At 68.0% G+C, this 18,002-nt stretch carries 27 protein-coding genes; 25 read left to right on the forward strand and 2 right to left on the reverse strand.

Annotated elements, in window-relative coordinates; all coding sequences use genetic code 11:
- Positions 1-65: 65 nt before the first annotated feature.
- The 11 genes from MXD64_RS13665 (at position 66) to MXD64_RS13715 (ending at position 11,569) form a co-directional block, all read left to right on the forward strand.
- Positions 66-2,717, forward strand: coding sequence for an MMPL family transporter (locus MXD64_RS13665; protein WP_263136580.1), 2,652 nt, complete (start codon positions 66-68; stop codon positions 2,715-2,717).
- 233 nt (positions 2,718-2,950) lie between these two features.
- Entirely contained in the window at positions 2,951-3,394 is a 444-nt protein-coding gene (locus MXD64_RS13670; RefSeq protein ID WP_017888357.1) for a MarR family winged helix-turn-helix transcriptional regulator, read from the forward strand.
- Between the two features lie 51 nt (positions 3,395-3,445).
- On the forward strand, positions 3,446-3,658 hold the full coding sequence (locus MXD64_RS13675; protein ID WP_017888356.1) for a hypothetical protein: 213 nt from the start codon (positions 3,446-3,448) through the stop codon (positions 3,656-3,658).
- 64 nt (positions 3,659-3,722) lie between these two features.
- Positions 3,723-4,817 (forward strand): alkene reductase, encoded by a 1,095-nt coding sequence (locus MXD64_RS13680; RefSeq protein WP_042540613.1) that lies wholly within the window; start codon positions 3,723-3,725, stop codon positions 4,815-4,817.
- Positions 4,818-5,206: 389 nt separating this feature from the next.
- Positions 5,207-6,706: a glycoside hydrolase domain-containing protein gene (locus tag MXD64_RS13685; protein WP_263136581.1), complete on the forward strand. Its 1,500-nt coding sequence runs from the start codon at positions 5,207-5,209 to the stop codon at positions 6,704-6,706.
- Positions 6,707-6,734: 28 nt separating this feature from the next.
- Positions 6,735-6,956, forward strand: coding sequence for a hypothetical protein (locus tag MXD64_RS13690; protein ID WP_017888353.1), 222 nt, complete (start codon positions 6,735-6,737; stop codon positions 6,954-6,956).
- The gene (gene aroQ, locus MXD64_RS13695; RefSeq protein ID WP_017888352.1) at positions 6,953-7,633 is read left to right on the forward strand and encodes a gamma subclass chorismate mutase AroQ; all 681 of its coding nucleotides are present in this window, start codon (positions 6,953-6,955) and stop codon (positions 7,631-7,633) included. The genes MXD64_RS13690 and aroQ overlap by 4 nt, the downstream gene beginning before the upstream one ends.
- Before the next feature lie 93 nt (positions 7,634-7,726).
- The gene (locus tag MXD64_RS13700; protein WP_017888351.1) at positions 7,727-8,356 is read left to right on the forward strand and encodes a TetR/AcrR family transcriptional regulator; all 630 of its coding nucleotides are present in this window, start codon (positions 7,727-7,729) and stop codon (positions 8,354-8,356) included.
- Positions 8,357-8,408: 52 nt separating this feature from the next.
- The gene (locus MXD64_RS13705) at positions 8,409-9,575 is read left to right on the forward strand and encodes a N(5)-(carboxyethyl)ornithine synthase (RefSeq protein WP_031260367.1); all 1,167 of its coding nucleotides are present in this window, start codon (positions 8,409-8,411) and stop codon (positions 9,573-9,575) included.
- 262 nt (positions 9,576-9,837) lie between these two features.
- Positions 9,838-10,065 carry a hypothetical protein gene (locus tag MXD64_RS13710; protein WP_263136582.1) on the forward strand — a complete coding sequence of 76 codons (228 nt, stop codon included), beginning with the start codon at positions 9,838-9,840 and terminating at the stop codon, positions 10,063-10,065.
- Between the two features lie 178 nt (positions 10,066-10,243).
- Positions 10,244-11,569: a tyrosine-type recombinase/integrase gene (locus MXD64_RS13715; RefSeq protein WP_263136583.1), complete on the forward strand. Its 1,326-nt coding sequence runs from the start codon at positions 10,244-10,246 to the stop codon at positions 11,567-11,569.
- Here the strand turns inward: MXD64_RS13715 and MXD64_RS13720 are convergent.
- Together MXD64_RS13720 and MXD64_RS13725 are read right to left on the reverse strand one after the other, a co-directional pair.
- Positions 11,486-11,881 (reverse strand): ImmA/IrrE family metallo-endopeptidase, encoded by a 396-nt coding sequence (locus MXD64_RS13720; RefSeq protein ID WP_263136584.1) that lies wholly within the window; start codon positions 11,879-11,881, stop codon positions 11,486-11,488. The two genes, MXD64_RS13715 and MXD64_RS13720, sit on opposite strands and share 84 nt — an antisense overlap.
- Positions 11,882-11,890: 9 nt before the next feature.
- Entirely contained in the window at positions 11,891-12,292 is a 402-nt protein-coding gene (locus MXD64_RS13725; protein ID WP_263136585.1) for a helix-turn-helix domain-containing protein, read from the reverse strand.
- A gap of 92 nt (positions 12,293-12,384) precedes the next feature.
- Between MXD64_RS13725 and MXD64_RS13730 the strand changes: the two genes are divergently transcribed.
- From MXD64_RS13730 to MXD64_RS13795, 14 genes are all read left to right on the forward strand, one after another.
- The gene (locus MXD64_RS13730; protein WP_263136586.1) at positions 12,385-12,594 is read left to right on the forward strand and encodes a hypothetical protein; all 210 of its coding nucleotides are present in this window, start codon (positions 12,385-12,387) and stop codon (positions 12,592-12,594) included.
- Positions 12,591-12,794: a hypothetical protein gene (locus MXD64_RS13735; RefSeq protein WP_263136587.1), complete on the forward strand. Its 204-nt coding sequence runs from the start codon at positions 12,591-12,593 to the stop codon at positions 12,792-12,794. The genes MXD64_RS13730 and MXD64_RS13735 overlap by 4 nt, the downstream gene beginning before the upstream one ends.
- A 291-nt stretch (positions 12,795-13,085) precedes the next feature.
- Positions 13,086-13,526, forward strand: coding sequence for a GIY-YIG nuclease family protein (locus MXD64_RS13740; RefSeq protein WP_263136588.1), 441 nt, complete (start codon positions 13,086-13,088; stop codon positions 13,524-13,526).
- Between the two features lie 131 nt (positions 13,527-13,657).
- On the forward strand, positions 13,658-13,867 hold the full coding sequence (locus MXD64_RS13745) for a hypothetical protein (protein ID WP_263136589.1): 210 nt from the start codon (positions 13,658-13,660) through the stop codon (positions 13,865-13,867).
- Positions 13,864-14,199 carry a hypothetical protein gene (locus MXD64_RS13750; RefSeq protein WP_263136590.1) on the forward strand — a complete coding sequence of 112 codons (336 nt, stop codon included), beginning with the start codon at positions 13,864-13,866 and terminating at the stop codon, positions 14,197-14,199. The genes MXD64_RS13745 and MXD64_RS13750 overlap by 4 nt, the downstream gene beginning before the upstream one ends.
- Entirely contained in the window at positions 14,196-14,516 is a 321-nt protein-coding gene (locus MXD64_RS13755; protein ID WP_263136591.1) for a hypothetical protein, read from the forward strand. The genes MXD64_RS13750 and MXD64_RS13755 overlap by 4 nt, the downstream gene beginning before the upstream one ends.
- Complete coding sequence (locus MXD64_RS13760; protein WP_263136592.1) at positions 14,513-14,689, forward strand: FUSC family protein; 177 nt, start codon at positions 14,513-14,515, stop codon at positions 14,687-14,689. Before MXD64_RS13755 ends, MXD64_RS13760 begins: the two co-directional genes overlap by 4 nt.
- Positions 14,686-15,024 (forward strand): hypothetical protein, encoded by a 339-nt coding sequence (locus MXD64_RS13765; protein WP_263136593.1) that lies wholly within the window; start codon positions 14,686-14,688, stop codon positions 15,022-15,024. Before MXD64_RS13760 ends, MXD64_RS13765 begins: the two co-directional genes overlap by 4 nt.
- A 91-nt stretch (positions 15,025-15,115) precedes the next feature.
- Positions 15,116-15,259 (forward strand): hypothetical protein, encoded by a 144-nt coding sequence (locus MXD64_RS13770; protein ID WP_263136594.1) that lies wholly within the window; start codon positions 15,116-15,118, stop codon positions 15,257-15,259.
- Between the two features lie 70 nt (positions 15,260-15,329).
- A complete protein-coding gene (locus tag MXD64_RS13775) occupies positions 15,330-15,611 on the forward strand; it encodes a hypothetical protein (RefSeq protein WP_263136595.1) in 282 nt (93 codons plus the stop codon).
- Between the two features lie 369 nt (positions 15,612-15,980).
- On the forward strand, positions 15,981-16,841 hold the full coding sequence (locus MXD64_RS13780) for a PD-(D/E)XK nuclease-like domain-containing protein (protein ID WP_263136596.1): 861 nt from the start codon (positions 15,981-15,983) through the stop codon (positions 16,839-16,841).
- Positions 16,838-17,383, forward strand: a complete 546-nt coding sequence (locus MXD64_RS13785) for a hypothetical protein (RefSeq protein ID WP_263136597.1) — start codon at positions 16,838-16,840, stop codon at positions 17,381-17,383. Before MXD64_RS13780 ends, MXD64_RS13785 begins: the two co-directional genes overlap by 4 nt.
- Positions 17,380-17,793, forward strand: coding sequence for a hypothetical protein (locus MXD64_RS13790; RefSeq protein ID WP_263136598.1), 414 nt, complete (start codon positions 17,380-17,382; stop codon positions 17,791-17,793). Before MXD64_RS13785 ends, MXD64_RS13790 begins: the two co-directional genes overlap by 4 nt.
- The gene (locus MXD64_RS13795) at positions 17,790-17,969 is read left to right on the forward strand and encodes a hypothetical protein (RefSeq protein ID WP_263136599.1); all 180 of its coding nucleotides are present in this window, start codon (positions 17,790-17,792) and stop codon (positions 17,967-17,969) included. The genes MXD64_RS13790 and MXD64_RS13795 overlap by 4 nt, the downstream gene beginning before the upstream one ends.
- Positions 17,970-18,002 lie beyond the last annotated feature (33 nt).

An 18,002-nucleotide genomic window follows, 5' to 3' on the forward strand; every position in this document is an offset into this window, starting at 1 on the left:
CAGGGGTCCACCGGCGCACCCCGCACCACCAGCACCTGACAACGAAAGGACCGCAGGCACTCCGCATGGCCGGTCTCCTCTACCGTCTCGGACGGTTCTCCGCACGACGCCACTGGCTCGTGATCATCACCTGGGTCGTGATCATGGCCGTCGCGGGCGTCACGTACACGCTCTTCGCCGGGACGATCTCGTCGTCGATCACCATCCCGAACACCAAGACCAGTCAGGTGCAGGACCAGCTCGCCGACAAGTTCCCGTCGGCGAACGGCGGCAACGGCACGATCGTCTTCGAGACGAAGGACGGCAAGGCGTTCTCGTCCTCGCAGCAGTCCGAGATCGACGACTTCCTGATCAGCCTCGAGAAGCTCGACGGCGTCAAGGGCACGACGAGCGGCTTCGCGACGCAGGACCGGCTCGACGACCAGCGGCAGAAGATCGTCGACGGTCGCGACCAGATCGAGTCCGGCCGCGCGAAGATCGAGACCGGCCAGGACCAGCTCGACGCGCAGAAGGCGCAGCTGGAGTCCGGCAAGCAGAAGATCGCGGACGCGCAGGCACAGCTCGACGCGCAGAAGGCCCAGGCGCAGGCAGCCGGGGGCGCAGCCGTCCCCGCCGCGCAGGCGCAGGCCGCAGCGGCCCAGCTCCAGCAGGCCCAGGCGCAGATCGACGCCCAGCAGGCCCAGATCGACGCCGGCGAGCAGCAGATCGCCGACGCCCAGAAGAAGATCGACACGAACAAGCAGAAGCTCGACGACAACGAGCGGGAGCTCGAACAGGGCTCGGACCTGCTCGACCTGTCGAAGGACATCCGCTTCGTGTCGGACAACGGCAGCGCCGCGATCGGCACCGTCCAGTTCACGACGTCGACCTACGAGGTCCCCGCCGACACCAAGACCGCCATCGCGGACGACGCCGAGTCGGCCGACATCCGGGGCGTCAACGTGTACGTCTCGAACGACATCGCGCAGGGTGTGCCGTCGATCCTCGGACCGGGTGAGATCGGTGGTGTCATCATCGCCGCGATCGTGCTGCTCCTGATGCTCCGCACGGTCATCGGCGCCGCGGTCCCGCTCGTCAGTGCCGTCCTGGGCGTGGGCGTCGCCTCGCTCACCGCCCTGTCGTTCTCGAGCGTGGTCGAGTTCATCTCGGTCACGCCGGTGCTGGGGGTGATGCTGGGCCTGGCGGTCGGCATCGACTACTCGCTGTTCATCCTGAACCGGCACCGGACCCAGCTGAAGCAGGGCATGCAGGTGCACGAGTCGATCGGGCTCGCGAACGGCACCTCGGGCAACGCCGTGGTGTTCGCCGGTGCGACCGTCATCGTCGCGCTGCTCGCCCTGAACATCACCGGCATCCCGTTCCTCGGCCTGATGGGCACGGTCGGTGCGGTCGCGGTGCTCTTCGCGATCCTCATCGCGACGTCCTTCACGCCGGCCCTGCTGTCGCTGATCGGCATGCGGATCCTGCGGAAGAAGGAGCGCGCGAAGATCGGCAACACCGACTCCACGCGGATCCCGAACAAGCCGATGTCGAGCTGGCGCGCGGTCATCACGCTCGTCCTCGGCGTCGCGGTGCTCGGCACCATCGCGTTGCCGGCGACCCAGATGCGCCTCGGCCTGCCGAGCGGATCGTCCGAGGCCGTCGATTCCAGCCAGTACAAGGCCTACAAGACGCTCGAGAAGGAGTTCGGCGCCGGCCAGAACGGCCCGCTGCTCGTCGTGGCGACCCTGCCGGAGTCGATCAGCAAGAGCGACGTCACCGCGACCGAGGTCACCATCGGCCAGGCGATCGCGAAGAACGACGACGTCGAGGCCGTGCTGCCCATCGGTGCGTCGAAGGACCGTGACATCGTCGCGTTCCAGGTGAAGCCCTCGGGCGGCCCGGACAGCGTCTCGACCGAGAACGTCGTGAAGGACCTGCGCGAGCAGACCGTCTCCACCGACGACGGCAAGGTCACGCTCGGCGTCGCAGGCAACGCGTCGGCGAACATCGACGTGTCCGAGAAGCTGTCGAACGTGCTGCCGCTCTACCTCGTGGTGGTCGTCGGACTGTCGCTGATCATCCTGATCATCGTGTTCCGGTCGTTCCTCGTGCCGATCACCGCCACCGCCGGGTTCATCCTGTCCGTGCTGGCGTCGTTCGGTGGTCTGACCGCGATCTACCAGTTCGGCTGGCTCGGCTCGGTCTTCGGTGTGCACGACCCGGCACCGATCCTGAGCTTCCTGCCCATCATCGAGATCGGCATCCTGTTCGGTCTGGCGATGGACTACCAGCTGTTCCTGGTGTCCGGCATGCGTGAGGCCTACGCCCACGGCGCGAGCGCGAAGGTGGCCGTCCAGCGCGGTCTGCACGCGGGTCGCGCGGTGGTCACAGCAGCGGCGATCATCATGATCTCGGTGTTCGCGGGCTTCATCTTCTCGGACTCGTCCACCATCAAGCCGATCGGCTTCGGGCTGGCGTTCGGTGTGCTGATCGATGCCTTCGTCGTCCGCATGCTGCTCATCCCGTCGGCGATGCACCTGCTCGGCAAGAGCGCCTGGTGGTTCCCGGAGTGGCTCGACCGCATCGTGCCGGACGTCGACGTGGAGGGCGCGAAGCTCGAGCGCTCCCACCCGGTCGCCGGGCACGAGGACACGCACACCGGCACCCACGCACTCCCCGTGGAGCCGGACGCGACGACACACGACTCGGGGCACCCGCCCGCGCACCGCGCGTAGTCGACGCACCAGCGCAACCACCCTGGAGGCCCGGTGCCGGTCCACGAGACCGGCACCGGGCCTCCAGGCCGTTGCGCCCACCGCCCCGACGCATGCGTCCGCACCTGATGCGTCCGCAACGCGCGACAGAACACGCGTCGATCGACTGGTGTTCTGTCGATACCTGTCCCTGCATGGACGCGCCACCACCGCGCCTCAGACCACTTCGTGCACGAACGAAGTACCCTGGGCGCATGACCCAGACCGCACCGGACCCGCTCGCGCTCGACCGGCAGCTCTGCTTCGCGTTGGCGGCGACGAGCCGCAGCGTCATCGGGCTGTACCGCGACCTGCTCGAACCCATGGGCCTGACCCACCCGCAGTACCTCGTGATGCTCGCCCTGTGGGAACGGGACCCGCGGTCGGTGCGCGAGATCGCCGGCGAGCTGCGACTCGACTCCGCGACGCTGAGCCCACTGCTCAAGCGACTGGAGGCCTCCGGCTACGTCCGCCGCACGCGCAGTGCCGCCGACGAACGCCAGCTCGAGGTCTCGCTGACCACCGCCGGACACGCCCTGCGCGACCGCGCCCAGGCGGTGCCGCTGGCCGTCGCCGACCGGCTCGGGTGGCCACTCGCTCGCCTGGAGTCCCTGAAGGACGAACTGACCGAGCTGCTGGAACGCGTCGACCAGGTGTGATCCGCGACCATCAGTGCCATAATGGTTCGTGCACGAACGAAAGGATGCACCGTGGGACGCTTCGGCCAGTGGTACGAACGATGGAACACGACGCTCATCGACAAGATGGGCCCCTCGCAGATCGGCGCCGGCCGCCCCGAGGGCATCGACGACCGGACGATCGACCGGGGCTGCCCCCTGTGCGGCAAGCCCCTCTCCCAGCACCAGGTGATCCGGCCGGAGGGTCAGGTGCGCTCGTCGACGCTGGTGTGCCCGCGCGACTGACGGCGCTGCCTGAAGAACTGCTCCGAGACGGAATTGCATCGGACAACTCGTCGTTCCCCCTGACGTGAAGCTCTTCGAACCCACCAACATCGGTGCCCTGTCCCTGTCGAACCGCGTCGTCATGGCCCCGCTCACCCGCACCCGCGCCGGTGAGCACGGCGTCCCGAACGACCTGCTCGTCGAGCACTACCGGCAGCGCGCCGGCCTCGGCATGATCATCACCGAGGGCACCTGGCCCGTGCAGGAGGGCCGTTCCTACCCCGGCCAGCCCGGCATCGAGACCGACGACCAGATCGCCGGCTGGCGCCGCGTGACCGACGCCGTGCACGCCGCAGGCGGCACGATCGTGATGCAGCTCATGCACGGTGGCCGCGTCTCGCACACCGACATCTCGCAGACGCCGCGCATCGTCGGCCCGTCCGCCGTCGCCGCTCCCGGCCAGACGCACCTGGCCGACGGCTCGAAGGCCGACATGCCCGTCCCGCACGCGCTGACCACCGCCGAGGTGCAGGAGGCCGTGCAGGGCTTCGTGCAGGCCGCCCGCAACGCGATCGCCGCCGGGCTCGACGGGGTCGAGGTCCACGGTGCCAACGGCTACCTGGTGCACGAGTTCATGTCGCCGGTGTCGAACACCCGCACCGACCAGTACGGCGGCTCCCCGGAGAACCGCGCGCGCTTCGCGATCGAGGTCACCACGGCCATCGCCGAGGCCATCGGCGCCGAGCGCACCGGCATCCGCCTGTCGCCCGAGCACGGGATCCAGGGCGTCATCGAGGACGACGCCGACGACGTCCGCGCCACCTACACGGCCGTCGCCGAGGGCCTCGCGCCGCTCGGGCTCGCCTTCGTCGACGTCCTGCACGCCGAGCCGACCGGCGACCTGGTGCAGCACATCCGCCGGACCACCGGTGCCCCGTTCATCGTGAACTCCGGCTTCTCGTCGCTCACCACCCGCGACGAGGCCATCACGCTCGTCGACGGCGACCACGCCGACGCCGTCGCCGTGGGCCGCGCCGCGATCGCCAACCCGGACCTCGCGCACCGCTGGGAGCACGACGCCGAGCTCAACGAGCCGCGTCCGGAGCTCTTCTACGGCGCGACCGCCGAGGGCTACACGGACTACCCGTCGCTCGCCGAGGCGCGCGCGACCGTCGCGTAGTCGACGCACCGACAGAACGGACGGAACGGACGGGAGGCCCGTGGCGAAACCGCCACGGGCCTCCCGTCCGTTCTGTCGGACTGAGCGCTTCATCAGTCGATCGTCTGTTGAAATGCAGGACCGTCCCAAGTTGAGGGACGAAGTTGCTCGGACCATGCCGCAGCCATCAGCATCGCACAGCGTGATCGGTGGCCAGCGGACGCTCGAGGCAACTGAAGGGGCACCCCCGTGCACATCTCGCGCCGAACTGCGCTCATCGGCATCACCGCCGCCGTCCCGCTCGTCACGACCACGCTCGCGGCCCCGGCCGACGCGGCGACCCCCTCCGGCTCGGCCGGCTCCCCGGGTCGACCGGCACCTCCGGTTCGGCCGACGCGGGTGTCCTGGCCGTGCAGCGCTGGCTCAACAAGACCTTCGGGCACGTGCACGGGTGGGTGCAGGTGGACGAGGACGGACTGACCGGCAGCGGCACCGTGCTCGGGATCGTGCAGGGAACCCAGTCGCTCCTCGGCATCTCCCCCGTCGTCGCGACGTTCGGTCCGACGACACGGCAGAAACTCGAGCAGCACGGGGACGTCGGCGCCGAGACGGGCGACGACGCCGAGACCTGGCGCCGGCTCGTCCAGGCGGGACTCATCTGCAAGGGCGCGTCGACCGTCTCGCTCACCGGTGCGTTCGACGCGGCCACCGTCGCGGCCGCCGAGGCCCTGCGGTCCGACCTGGGCGCAGCTCCCGGCGGGCTCCCGCTGTCGGCCCACCTGTTCGGCGCACTCCTGACCGTCGACCCGGTGCGGCTCGCCTCCGGCGGGTCCCGATCGGTCCGCACCGTCCAGCAGTACCTCAACCGCACGTACGCCGAGGCGGTCGGCGGCGCGTACGGCAGCACGAGCGGAGTCGTCGACACGAGCACGTACGCGGCAGCGATCCGCGCCGTGCAGGTCGCGGTCGGCGTCACGGTCGACGGAGCCTGGGGTCCGGGGACGGCTGCTGCACTCCGCGCCGCGGGACCGAGCGTCGTCGGCGTGGGGGCCACCGGCGCCTGGGTGCTGCTCGTCAAGGCGCTCCTCGTGCTGAACGGTGAGCGCGTCGTGTTCAGCAGCGCCTACTCCGCGGCGGACGCCGCGGTGGTCCGTGCGTTCCAGCAGTTCCAGGCGTTCCCGCCCGCCGAGCAGACCGGGACGTGCGACGCCGGCACGTGGGCGGCGCTGGCAGCGAGCACGGGCGACCCCGACCGGGCCACGACCGGGGCCGACACCGCCGTGCGCCTCGACGACGCGCGCGCTGCAGCCGTCCGCGCATCCGGCGCCACCGGCGTCGGCCGCTACCTGACGAACCACCAGCGGTCGGGGGCGCTCGACAAGGCCCTGACGCCCGACGAACTGCGCGTGATGGCGAGTGCCGGGCTCGGGCTGTGGCCGATCTTCGAGGAGGGCGGGTTCGCCGCTTCGTGGTTCACCGAGGAGCAGGGCGTCAAGGACGCCCACCGCGCCCACGACGCCGCTCGGGAACTCGGGATCCCCAAGCAGACCACCATCTACTTCGCCGCCGACTTCGACGCCACCGCCGCGCAGGACGAGTCGCTCGTGGTGCCGTACTTCCGCGGCGTCGCAGCCGGCCTGCGGGGCCGGGGGAACCTGTACAAGCAGGGCGTCTACGGATCCCGTGCCACGTGCACCGCGGTGAGCAGTTCCGGACTCGCGCACTTCTCGTTCGTCGCCGGGATGTCGCCGGCGTGGGCGGGCAACCAGCTCGAGTCCCTGCCGGGCAACTGGGCGCTCAACCAGATCCAGAACCGCACGGTCGGGTCGGGGAACGGGTCCACCGAGATCGACGCCGTGGTGGTCTCCGGGCGCGACCCGGGCGTCCCCGCGGCACGCCTGGCCGGCTGACGGCTGCTGACCGGGATCGAGCACCGCCGTGACCACCACGACCCCGCGTGACGACGAGCCGCACGCAGTGTTCCCGCACCGTGCCACCTACGTCTTCTCGAACTTCGAGGAGGCCATCTCGATGGACTGCTACTGCGACGAGGGCGCCGACCACTTCGGCGTCTACCCGTTCTACGACGAGGTCATCAAACCGATCATCGACGATCTGACCCGACGCTTCCGGCGCCGGTTCGGGAAGGAAACCCCGTGAACACCGCACACCCCACCACCTCGACCTCCGCCCGTCAGCGCGCCCGCCGGAGCGCCGCGACCGCGCTCGCCCTCGGCCTGCTCGCAGCGGGCATCGCACTGCCCACGTCGGTGGCGAACGCCGACACCCTGTCCACCTCGGCTGAACCGACGGGTTCCACGATGACCATCTCCCACGACGGTTCCGGTCCCGCGGCGTCGACGGCGCAGCTCGACACCCTCGGCGCGCTCATCCTGCGTCGACTCGAGCTCGCCGACCCGGTGGCCGAGTCGAAGTGGCTGAGCGGCAAGCCGGTCGCCGACCCGGTGCGCGAACAGGCCGTCGTCGACGAAGCGGTGACCCTGGCCGAGCAGCAGGGCGTCGACCCCGTCCTGGTGACCCGGGTGGTCCGCGCACAGATCGCCGCGAGCAAGGTCGTCCAGCGCGGCCTCATCAACCACTGGACGCACAACCCGTGGACCGCACCGACGACGGCACCGGACCTGGCGACCATCCGGCCCCAGCTCGACGCGATCGACACCGACCTGGTGACCGCGCTCGGCCAGCTGCAGACCGTGGCCCAGGACCACCGGTGCGCGCACCTGGTGGACGCGGAGCGGAAGCACCTCGACGTCGGACTCGACTCGCTGCACCGGAAGGGGATCGACGTGGCGTGGAACACGTTCTGCGCCGCCTGACCCGAACGGGGTGACGGGCCGCAGGAGTGAGCGGCCCTAGGATGTGGTGTTCACTGACCGCTCGATCCCGGGCGAGGAAGGACACCGCGCCAGATGAACCAGCGGCAGCTCGCCATGGAGGCGTCTCGACGAGCCATCATCGACGCCGCAGGGCAACAGTTCGCGGCCTTCGGCTACGAGGCGACCACGTTCTCCCGCGTGGCCGAGGCCATGGGCAAGCCGAAGTCGGCGATCGGGTACCACCTGTTCCCGTCGAAGAAGGACCTGGCGACGGCGGTCATCGAGCTGCAGCAGCAGCGCTGGCGTGAACTGTTCGACGCGCTGCCCGCCGAGCCCGGGCTCGAGCGCCTGACCGTGTTCCTCCTGACCACCGGGATCGACGTCCGCAGGGGTTCGGTCGCGGGCGGCGCCGTGCGGCTCCTGCACGAACTCGGCAAGGCCGGCGTGCCGGTGCCGCGCGGCTTCGACTGGTTCGAGATGACGCGCGGCGAGCTCGTCAGCGCCGGGGTGGCGGCCGCTGACGTCGACGCGGCCGAGGTCCAGCCGTCGGTCCTGCTGCTCCTCAACACGACACTGGGCATGGTGGACGGTTCGACACAGCTGACCGACGACGAACTCGTCGCGCAGCTCAAGGCCCTGTGGTCGCCGCTCTTCACGTCGTTCGGCATCGAGCGTGCCCCGGAGATCATCGACGCGGCCCGGCCGTACTCGCCCGGTTCCTGAGCGGTCGTCCCGTCCGGCGCACCCGTGGTCGGCCTGCACCGTACAGTGCACCATGACCGAAACAGCGCCAGCGCACCAGTTGCTCCACCTCGGGGTGCTCGCCGACTCCCGGAAGGCCGACGAGCGCCGCCTGCCGATCCACCCGGCCCACCTCGAGCGCATCGATCCGGCCCTTCGCCGAGCGATGACGCTCGAGCGCGGGTACGGCGCTCGCTTCGGCGTGCCGGACGACCAGCTCGAACCACTCGTCGGCGCGATGGCCGACCGTGACGAGGTCATCGCGACCGCGGACGTCGTCCTCCTGCCCAAGCCCCTGCCGTCCGACCTGGCGGACCTGCGTGACGGTCAGGTGCTCTGGGGGTGGCCGCACTGCGTGCAGGACCGGGAACTCACGCAGCTCGCCGTCGACAAACGACTGACGCTGATCGCGTGGGAGGCGATGAACCACTGGCGTGACGACGGTGGCTTCGGCCTGCACGTGTTCCACAAGAACAACGAACTCGCCGGCTACTGCTCGGTGATCCACGCACTGCAGCTCTGCGGGTCGACGGGCGACTACGGGCGCCGGCTCACCGCGGTCGTCATCGGGTTCGGTGCCACGGCCCGCGGTGCGGTGACCGCCCTGAACGCACACGGCATCCACGACGTCCGCGTCCTGACCAACCGGGACATCGCGGCCGTCGGTTCACCCATCCCCTCCGTCGACATCCTGCACTTCGGGCAGACCGACGCACCGCCGTTCGACAGCGTGGTCAGCACCCCGGACGGGCCGGTCCCGCTCGCGCCGTACCTGGCCGAGAACGACATCGTCGTGAACTGCACGCTCCAGGACCCCAACGCGCCCCTGGTGTTCCTGCGCACCGAGGACCTGGCGGCCTTCCGTCCGGGGAGCCTCGTCGTCGACGTCTCCGTCGACGAGGGGATGGGGTTCAGCTGGGCGCACCCGACGTCCTTCGCGCAACCGATGACCACCGTCGGCGGCACCACCAACTACTACGCGGTCGACCACAGCCCGTCGATGCTCTGGAACTCGTCGACCTGGGAGATCAGCGAGGCGCTGCTGCCGTTCCTGCGGACCGTGATGTCGGGCGCCGACGCCTGGGCCGGGTCGGAGACGATCCGCCGGGCGATCGAGATCGGGGACGGACACATCCGCAACCCGGCGATCCTGGCGTTCCAGGGCCGCTCCGCCGACTACCCGCACCACGCCGCGGGCTGACCCTCGCCGGGATCTGGCCCTCGCCGGCCGGAACGGAGAAGGGCCCCGGTGGTGTCCACCGGGGCCCTTCTTCGTACTGTGCGCTCGAAGGGACTCGAACCCCCAACCTTCTGATCCGTAGTCAGAAGAAACATGCGAGACTGGCTGGACACGGGTCAGATTTGACTGCTAGGCTCTCAAACATGCCAGCACAAGCCGACACAGGCTGGGGCTGATGGATACACCGAACGGATACACGGATGCACCGCAGAAGGAGGGCGTGATGAGCGCCACAGACAGCTACCTGCAAACGCCGGAGCACTTCACATCGAAGCTCGTGCGCAACCACGACATGGTGCACGTACGGACTTGTGCGCGAGTCAAAGACGTCAAGGTCAACCCCTGGCTTTGGGCTGACACGCAACCTCGGGCCGAGATCGCATCAGCTCGGGAAAACGGCATCAAGTTCTGCCGCTCATGTGATCCGCTGCTCTGGCTACTCAAGCACTAGACCGAACGAGGGCCGGCCCGCGGCAACGGACCAGCCCTCACGCCCACCCGTGAAGCAAGCACAGGAGGAACAGAAGTGGACGTTACACACAACCACCGACGTAGGAGGCCCACGGCCTTCACCCACGTAGGAGTGCTCGGCGGTCAATGGACCGCGCACGACAGGAGAAGGAGACGTGATGGCACGCATCACGCGAGGTAAAGGCGAAGGCGCACTCTTCCGTGTGCCTGCCGACACCAGCAAGCCGCTGAAGTTCTGGCAGGCCACGGTAGAGCTCCCTCCCCGCAACGGGGAACGGCGGCGCAAGTTCGTCCGATCCAAGGACAAGCGCGTCGCACTGACGAAGCTCCGCGAACTGCAGAAAGATCTCGCGAAGGTAGGCGACCTGCCCACCGCATCGCAGACACTCGAATCATGGCTGCGGCACTGGTTCGACCAGATACACAGCAAGCGCGTACGACCCAAGACGATCGCCACTCAACGCGGCATCATCGACAACCACATCACCCCAGCTATTGGTGCGACTCGGCTCGACAAGCTCGAGCCACTACACGTGCGCCGCATGCACGACGCCATCACCGACAAGGGACTGTCATCCACCACCGCACTACAAGCACACCGCATCCTCGGCACCGCACTCCGCGACGCCGAACGAGAAGGACGCGTCACCCGTAACGTCACCACCCTGGTAGATGCACCACGACGAGCGCAGACCAACCTCGCCGTACTCGACCTTGATGCTGGTGTCCGCATCCTGCAGGAGTCGGCACGCCCCGGCGACCGCATGGGTTCGCGGTGGGCGACAGCACTGCTGACCGGCGCTCGCCAGGGGGAAGTGCTCGGACTCGAGATTGATCGGGTGTCGGAACACCTCGACCTCTCCTGGCAGCTGCAACGGCTCACGTGGGCGCACGGCTGCAACAAGAGCAACCCGCGACAGCCGAAGTGCCCGTGGAAGCGCGGCACTGACTGCCCGCAACGGTTCCTCGACGCCCCTGTGGATTGGGAGCATCGACACCTCACGGGGGGCTTGTTCCTGTCACGCCCGAAGTCGGCAGCAGGGTGGCGCGTGATCCCCCTCGTCGACCCATTGCGGGAGATCATCGAACGGCGCATTGCAGTTGCCGCTACCGAACCCAACCCGCACGGACTCGTGTGGACCGCGGAACAGAAGCGAACACCGCAAGGCGAGATGCTCCCACTCGATGGCTCCCCCATCGACCCCGGCGTCGACAACCGGGCATGGCACGCGCTTCTGTCACGGGCAGGCGTGAACGACGCCCGACTGCACGACGCCCGACACACCACAGTCGACCTGCTCTACGAAGCCGAAGTCCCCGAAGCAGTCATCACCGAGATCGTCGGGCACTCCACCATCGGGATGTCCCGGCGCTACCGGTCCCGCGGGAACCAGCGGGCACTACGCGACGCCCTCACCAAGATGTCCAAGCTCCTGACCGTAGGTGTCGAACCAGACACGCCACAGACGGAGACTGACTCCTAGCTCGGCGGCGATCTTCGCCGGGTCATCAGTCCACTGACACACAGCAAGAGCTTCACCGGCGTTGATGAGACGGCCGGCCGCTAAGCGGTCGGCCGTCTTCTCGTGCTTCGGGGACGACTCGCGGTGGCCGAGGTGCGCATGGGCGAGCTCGTGCGCCAGCGCCGAGCGATCGTGGACGGCGCGCATACCCTGCCGGATCACGATGAGGTTGTGGTCTGGGTACCAGAACCCGTTTGCTGTCCGGAGCCTCCGGTGGATGACCTCGATGCCCAACTGTTCGGCGTGTACGTACGGGTCATAGTGCCCCACCATTGCCTCTCCCTACGGTGCCTGATCCTCCGGCTCGTCCGACTCAGCGTCACGCGACATAGCCGCCCGTGCGTCTCCAGACGATTCCAGGTCATCAACAGAGCGGTTCCGCAGCGGGATGACGGGATTGTGCACAGACACCCCTGACACTCGCTCGGCTTCGGCAGCCATCTTCTCCGCATCACGCAGTGCTTCCGCGTACAGGTCGAGTGCCGGGCGGTCACCGATCGCTTCCACGATCTTGAGGAACGCCGGGCCCGTGAGGTGAGACTTGCCGTTGAAGTACCGCCCCAGCGTGGAAACGCTGATGCCCGTTCGATCTGCGAGCGCCACCAGCGTCAAACCCTTCTTGCTGTAAGCGCCGGTCAGGACGTCTGCGAGCGCGGGCGTGATGAAGTCTGCTGCGTTAGCCACCACGCCAGAGTAGCGCGCCAGGACGCCAAATCTGGCGAAAAACATGTTGTGCGTGCTTGCGCAGGTCAACTTTGACCTGTAGCGTGTCAATCATGAACCTCAGGAGGACCGCCGAGACGATCGCCACCGCGATCGTCGCATCCGGCACCGACACCGCAACCGTTGCGAACGCCGCTGGCGTGCCCGTCGCGAGCCTCGTTGAGCACCTCCACACCGGAGAGCTCACGATGCCCGAGATCGTGCGCGTCAGCGGCGTTCTTCGTTTGCGCCCCGAAGACCTGTTCGCAGGAGCCGCAGCATGAACACTCTCGAGAAGCTCGCCTACTCAATCCCCAACTTCGCCACAGCGGTCGACCTCAGCGTCGACACAATCCGCAAGGCGATCGACTCTGGTGATCTGATCCCGGCCTACCCCACCAAGGCGGGCCGCAAGCCGATCATCTCCAAGACAGAGGGCGAGCGCTGGCTCGCATCACTCCCGTCTGAAAGGCCGGCTGCCTAGCAGCTGCCAATTCTTGACGCCCAACAAGGGCGTTACTTGTCGCGCTCGGAGCGCGGCACGCGACCCACCAGTAGCCCCCGTCACAGGCGGTGTTGATCGGTGGTGAGGCCTCCACGTACGGGGCGATTCGAGAACACAGACAAGCACGCGGACCGCACGGGTACGGGGATTCAATTCCCTACACGGCGTCTAAAAGGTGTGACGCCAGGAGAGAGCGTCCGCGTGTGTACGTCCGGCAGGTATGTCCCTGCCGGCAGGCGGCAGTAACCGGTTCGACTCCGGCGCTGCCACATGGAACTAGCAGACATCCGGTACGACCCGATCGGGGCGACAGTTGCACTCGACGACCCAGAGTTTCAGGCGTTCCGAGACGCGGCTTGGGCGAACCCAACATGGCTTGGGATTGTCAACGACCAGTTTCGCGACGCGGTGCGAGCGGCCCAAGCCCGATCACAGGCGCGCTCATCCTCAGTCGTCTACTTCATCCAGCAGGGCAGTAGCGGTCCGATCAAGATCGGCTGCAGCCGCAACCTCACCAGCCGACTGAACTCGTTGAGGACGTCGTCTTCCGAGCCTCTCCATGTGCTGGGCACTGTCCCCGGCGGTTTCGAGCTCGAGCGGCAGATGCATCAGGCACTCGATGCCTTCCGACTGAACGGCGAATGGTTCACCCCGAGTCTGAAAGTGCTTCGGCTCATCCGGAAGCAGCTCGAGCTATCACCGAGCACCTAGCAACACAGCCCCCGAGTCGTAGTCGGGATCGTCCGCGTTCGAACCGCGGCGGGGGCACCAAGCGGTCACCTAGTTCACCCGAAGTCCTAGGTGGCCGCTTCACCACATCCACACGATCGAAGGAGACCCCCGTGTACAACGCAACCGCAACCATCAACGCCGCAATCGCCGCGCTCCGGGATGCCAAGACCAGGGCGTCCGACGCTCAGCAGGGGCGACTCGACGCGAAGCTCGCCATCCTCAACGCAGACCTCATCGACCGGCAGCAGGGACTCGTCCAGCCGAACACGCGCACCAACGGACTGGTGATCGCGGAGCAGGTCGCGAAGGCCGCCGCATGAGCCCCGCAGCACGCACTGAGGACCCGTCCACGTCGCATGCCGCTGCGAGATCGGTGCAGGCGGTGACGTTGGTCCAGTCCCGCATCCTGGACATCATCCGCGATTCGAGCCTGTTCGGTTCCGGCATCACGGATGAGGGGATCATCGCGACGTACAGCCGCCTCGCCCGGGTGCATGCGTGGACGATGCCGTCGCCGTCGTCGATCAGGTCGCGGCGGAAGGAGCTCGAGGACAAGCGTCTCGTGCACTACTTCACGGACGATGCGGGTGAGCCGCAGTTCGGGAAGACGGCCAGCGGTAACCGTTCGCACCTGTGGACGGTGACGTCATGACCGCGTACTTCGCACCGGCCGATCTGCGCATGGTCGACCCGCGGCCCACAGCACGACCGACGGCCACAGACGAGAGCGTCGTCCGGGAACTGCTCGGCGCACGACTTGCCGGCGATGACCTGACGACGGCGTTGCAGGCGCTCGGGTTGGAACCGTACGAGCGGATCGTGAACACGGAGCGGACGTACGCAGCCGGTGAGGTGTGCCGCAACGGTCACAGCCGCATCGAGCATTCGTTCGTCGAGCAGCACGGGTGGAACTGCTGCCGGAAGTGCCACAGCGACCGGGCAGCGAAGAAGCAGGGGGTGGCGGCATGAGGCTCGCGATGGCGCTCGTGTACACGTCCCTCGTGTGCGCGGTGTTCGCGTCTGCTGAGGACTGCCCGCCGGTCATCTGGACGGTCCTCGTCTGGGCTGTCGTCGTCACGTTCGTCGGCGCGCTGTTCCGAGTGCACGCCGTCGTCAACTCGCCCAACAAGGAGGACTCATGACCGACATCCAGCAAGCACGCGACGTGCTCGCGAAGTGGCGCGAGGACGCCACTGCCGGACAGTGGGTCGTCGATCTTGACCGTGGAGAGTCGTTTGGAGCGGTGGACACCCCGGACGTCTACAGCGAGAGCAACGCGGATTCGGTAGTTCTGCCAGCGGGCACGGTCGCCGAGCACGACATCCCCCTGATCGTCGGTACCGCGGGCAACCCCGACCTGCTCGACGCGATCGACCGTGTTCTCCGTCTCGCTGACATTGAGGGCGGAGCATTCCACGACGCAGCTGCCCCGTTCGCCGCCGCGATCCTCTCCGCCGACGAACGGATGAGCGCATGAGCGCGCGGTGGTGGGACCGAGTGCTCTGCTTCTGCGGACTTCACCCCCGCTGGGCAGTCACGCATCACCTGTCGCACTCATCATGCGCGTCTTGCGGCGAGCGGTTCCCCTGACCGCCCACGGCGTCGCCTGCGCGTGCCCCGTCTGCTGGCTCGCCGAAGACCTCGACGACGACGCACTCGGCAAGGCCATCGCCCGCGCCGCCGAACACGACGAACCCACGGACTGCGACTAACCGCCGCCGTCCACCATCACCGCGCCCCACCCGAGGGAGCGCGTCAACACGCATGCCCAGGAGGCTGAACATGACCACCACGAATCAGCACTTCGAACGGTCGAAGGAAGCGCTCGAAGCAAGCGGCGATGCCAGAGTCGCCGGCAAGTACGAACTGGCCAGCTACTACCTCGGCGTCTCGCAGGCGCAGGCGGCCCTCGCGCTCGTCGAAGAGCAGCGCACCGCGAACCTCGTCGCCGCGTACAACGGCGACCTGCTGAAGAACCCCCACCCCGTCGGCAGCCACGAACACGACGTTTGGTGGGCGAAGACCGCCGGCGACCTCACCGAACGAGTCGGGGTGCAGCGATGAGCGCCGTATCCACGACCACGTTCACAATCCCGACCCACTGGTTCCTCGTCATGCCCTGCGGGTGCATCGACGGATCAGCGATTGGCGGACTCAGTCACCCCACCGCGGAAGACGCTCACAAGCTGTTCACCCCGCGTAAGCGAGACCGAGACCGAGAGATCAAGGAGGGGTGGACGGTGCGCGGCGCAACCCGCTCCGAGCTCGACAACCTTGCCGAACTGTTCACCACGAAGTGCCCCCACAAGGACGACGAGGTTCCCGCATGATCCCCCTCGGCTGGAACAGATCCGACCCGTCCGAGTGGGCCACCCTCCCCGGGCCGTTCACCCGCTGGCTAATGCTCCGCCAGTGGAAGAAGGAGATGCGCACATGGTGAACACACCCACGATCCGGCTGGACATGCCGGACACCGAGTACCACGCCCACCCGGCGCTCAGCTCGACCGGTGCGCGACGCATCCTCGACTCGCCCGCCCGGTTCGACTACTGGCAGAAGCACCCGCAGCCCGGCAAGCAGTCGTTCGATGTCGGCACCGCAGTGCACACGAAGGTGCTCGGTATTGGGGCGGGCACGATCGCGTACCCCGACGAGCACGTCACCGCATCCGGTGCAGTCAGCACGAAGGCCGCGACGGTCGCATGGGCGGAAGAACAGCGGGCACTCGGGCTCACCCCCGTCGCACCTGCACAGGCCGCCCGCATCGACGGGATGGCCGAAGCGGTCCTCAAACACGAGACCGCCGGCCCCCTCTTCGAACGCGGCGGCCACTCCGAGACGTCCGTGTTCTCGACCGACGAGGACACCGGCGTCGACATGCGGGCCCGGTTCGACTACCTGTCGCTCACCGGACAGCCCGTCGCCGTGGACCTCAAGACCACCGCGAAGACCGCATCCGTCGACGGCTTCACCAGGACCGTCGCCGACTACGGCTACGACGTGCAGCAGGAGCACTACCTCCGTGCACTCGGTCAGCGGATCCCGTTCGTGTTCGTCGTTGTCGAGGCCGAAGCACCCCACCTCGTCGGCGTCCACACGCTCGACATCGAATGGGCACGCATGGGTGAAGCGCGCGTGCAACGAGCCCTCGAGCTCTACGCCACCTGCACCGCATCCGGCACCTGGCCCGGCTACCCCACCGAACCGCAACTCATCAGCCCGCCCAACTGGCTCGTCTACCAACACGAAGACGAGTACGGGCCCGTCGAGACCACCACCGTGAGGCACCTATGAACATCTCCAAGCTGCGGCAGTCCAACAGCCAGCAGATCAACGCCGACGACATCCTCGGCGCACCCGTCACCGTCACCATCACCGGGGCCGCCGAAGGCACCGCGGAACAGCCCGTCCTCGTCAGCGTCGCCGAAGTGCAGGGGAAGACGTACCGGCCGTCGCTGACGATGCGCAAGGTGCTGGGGGCCGTGTGGGGCGACGAGACCGACGTGTGGATCGGCAGACGCCTCACCCTGTACCGCAACCCTGACATCAGGTTCGGCGGACAGGTCGTGGGTGGCCTCGAGATCTCGCACATGAGCGGCATCGACCGCCCCGTGGAGGTGTCCGTCCTCGAGAAGCGCGGCAAGCGGAAGACGTTCACCGTTCAGCCCCTCCCCGATGCCGCGCCCGCCCGCGACTGGCTCGGAGAACTGCAGCTCGCCGGCAGCAACGCAACCGCGATCGGTCAGCTCGGGCAGGCAGCACAAGACGCCGGCGCACCCGCCAACGTCATCGCCGCCATCCGCACCGCCTTCAACGAAGCGCAGGCCCCCGCATGAGCCGCAGCAAGCAGAAGGGCACCGCGTTTGAGCGGGCCATCGCCGACTACCTCGCCGAGCAGATGTCCGACGACCGCATCGACCGTGCGCCCCTCGCCGGCGCGAAGGACAAGGGCGACATCTCCGGCGTCGTCTCCCCGTTCGGCCGCGTCGTCCTTGAGCTCAAGAACCACAACCGGCAAGAACTCGCCGTGTGGGTCGACGAGGCCGAAGTGGAACGCGGAAACGCGGACGCGCTCGTCGGTGTCGTCGTCCACAAGCGCCGCGGCAAGGGGCAGCCCGGCGACCAGTACGTCACCCTCACCGTCGATGGGCTCGTGAAGCTACTCGGAGGACCGCTCAAGCTGGCGACACCGCCGGTCGACGAGTCCCTGCCGCAGCCGATCGACCTGTGGGACGGCACCGCGTGAGCAGCGTCGGGCCGGGCGACTGGCTGGTCAGCAAGTCCGACCCGTCCGTGTTCCTCGAGGTCCTCACCGTCGCCCCAGACGGCGGCGTCCGGGTGCGGATCGCCGGGCAGGAAGCGAACACCACGAAACGGTACCTGCTCAACGGGTACGCACACCTCGAAGACGACAGCGCATGAGCGCGGGAAGGAGGAACGATGCCGTGGTTCAGA

Origin of the sequence: Curtobacterium sp. Arg-1 (genome assembly GCF_025643395.1) — a bacterium.
Taxonomy (GTDB): Bacteria; Actinomycetota; Actinomycetes; order Actinomycetales; family Microbacteriaceae; genus Curtobacterium; species Curtobacterium poinsettiae.